The organism is Bradyrhizobium sp. Mp27 (assembly GCF_029953005.1).
Lineage (GTDB): Bacteria > Pseudomonadota > Alphaproteobacteria > Rhizobiales > Xanthobacteraceae > Bradyrhizobium > Bradyrhizobium barranii.
Genome location: NZ_JASAUS010000503.1, coordinates 1 through 1,343, shown reverse-complemented (window position 1 = coordinate 1,343; position 1,343 = coordinate 1). Strand labels below are relative to the sequence as shown.

Below are 1,343 nucleotides of genomic sequence, written 5' to 3'. Positions count from 1 at the left end.
TGGCGGGCGTGGCGTTCGCGGTTGGAGGTGATGGGGTTGGCTTCGCAACCGAATCCTACGCCGCATCAGCGCTTTACCCCTGAGGCGCACTCTTACGAATAAGACGGGCTAAAAACCGCGAAGTGCGACAAGATATTTCAAGAGAAGATCAGCGGCGCTCGTTCCGACCGCAAGCAGCTGATGCGCCTAATGGGGGGCCTGGCAAAGGGGGACGTGTTGGTAGTCACCCGACTCGATCGATTGGCGAGGTCCACGCGCGATCTTCTTAACATCCTCGGGACGATTGCTGAAAAAGGTGCTGGTTTTAAATCCTTGAGGGATACCTGGGCGGACACGACGACACCTCATGGCCGCCTTATGCTCACGGTATTGGGCGGGCTTGCTGAGTTCGAACGGGAACTTATCCGGACTCGCACTGGCGAGGGACGGGAGCGCGCAAAGGCAAGAGGGGTTATCCTGGGACGTAAGCCGAAACTGACGAGCCACCAGAGGCGAGAGGCCATTGCTCGCCGCGAGGCGGGAGAAGTGCTGACGGACATAGCGCGTTCGTACAATGTCAGTCATAGCACAATCAGTCGCCTGAATTGACCTTAACAAGTACAAAGCCTTCCCGTTATTTGCGTGGTCGTCGACATTGAACTTTAGTCGGCCACGGTGAGGCGCGAGAGCCCCCTGCCCTCCCCAATACGTCTTGATAGTACACGCAGGTGTGGTCACAATGAACAAGAGCCAATCTTAGATTTAGCATCAGTCCGACGTCCGCTACCATGCGGAAGACTTCCCTCCACATTTGAGCGCATTCGCACTGGGGCCCGTCTTGGATATCTTCGAACTCGATCGATCTCTGCTTGACCGATATGCCAAATTCGCCCGGTCTTTCTCCATTATTCAAGCTCCTGAGATCCGAAAACAGATCGACTGGGCGTACGACCAGCATCGTTTCTGGCCGCCTCCTTTGATCACTATCAACCCTCGCTACGAAGAGGGCGCGAGTATTGATCGATTGGTTTCGGATCAGATTTTGGATTCCGAGCTTCGCCGCGTATTTGCGATGGGCGAGCATCGCGAACCCATACATCTCCACCGGCATCAGGGGCGGGCCATTGCCAAGGCCCAGCGTGACGAGAGCTTTATCGTTACAACGGGAACCGGTTCAGGCAAATCGCTTTGTTTTTTCATTCCGATCATCGATGCGGTCGTGAAAGCTCGTCGTGCCGGCGAAGGTCCAAAGACTAGCCCGTCTTATTCGCGAGAGGGCGCCTGAGAGGCTGGCGAGCGTGGTGTAAAGCGCTGATGCTGCGTAGGATTCGGTTGTGAAGCCAACCCCATCACCTCAACCGCGA

Annotated in this window: 2 protein-coding genes and 1 pseudogene; all 3 read left to right on the top strand. The window is 56.1% G+C overall.

Translation table 11 applies throughout. From position 1 onward, the window contains the following. Nucleotides 1-123: 123 nt before the first annotated feature. Nucleotides 124-441: pseudogene (locus tag QJT78_RS51340) on the top strand (recombinase family protein); the annotation flags it as partial. 12 nt (nt 442-453) lie between these two features. Further along, entirely contained in the window at nt 454-588 is a 135-nt protein-coding gene (locus QJT78_RS51335) for a helix-turn-helix domain-containing protein (RefSeq protein ID WP_281460885.1), read from the top strand. A 229-nt stretch (nt 589-817) separates the two neighbouring features. Beyond that, complete coding sequence (locus QJT78_RS51330; protein WP_281460884.1) at nt 818-1,264, top strand: DEAD/DEAH box helicase; 447 nt, start codon at nt 818-820, stop codon at nt 1,262-1,264. The last annotated feature ends 79 nt before the right edge of the window (nt 1,265-1,343 follow it).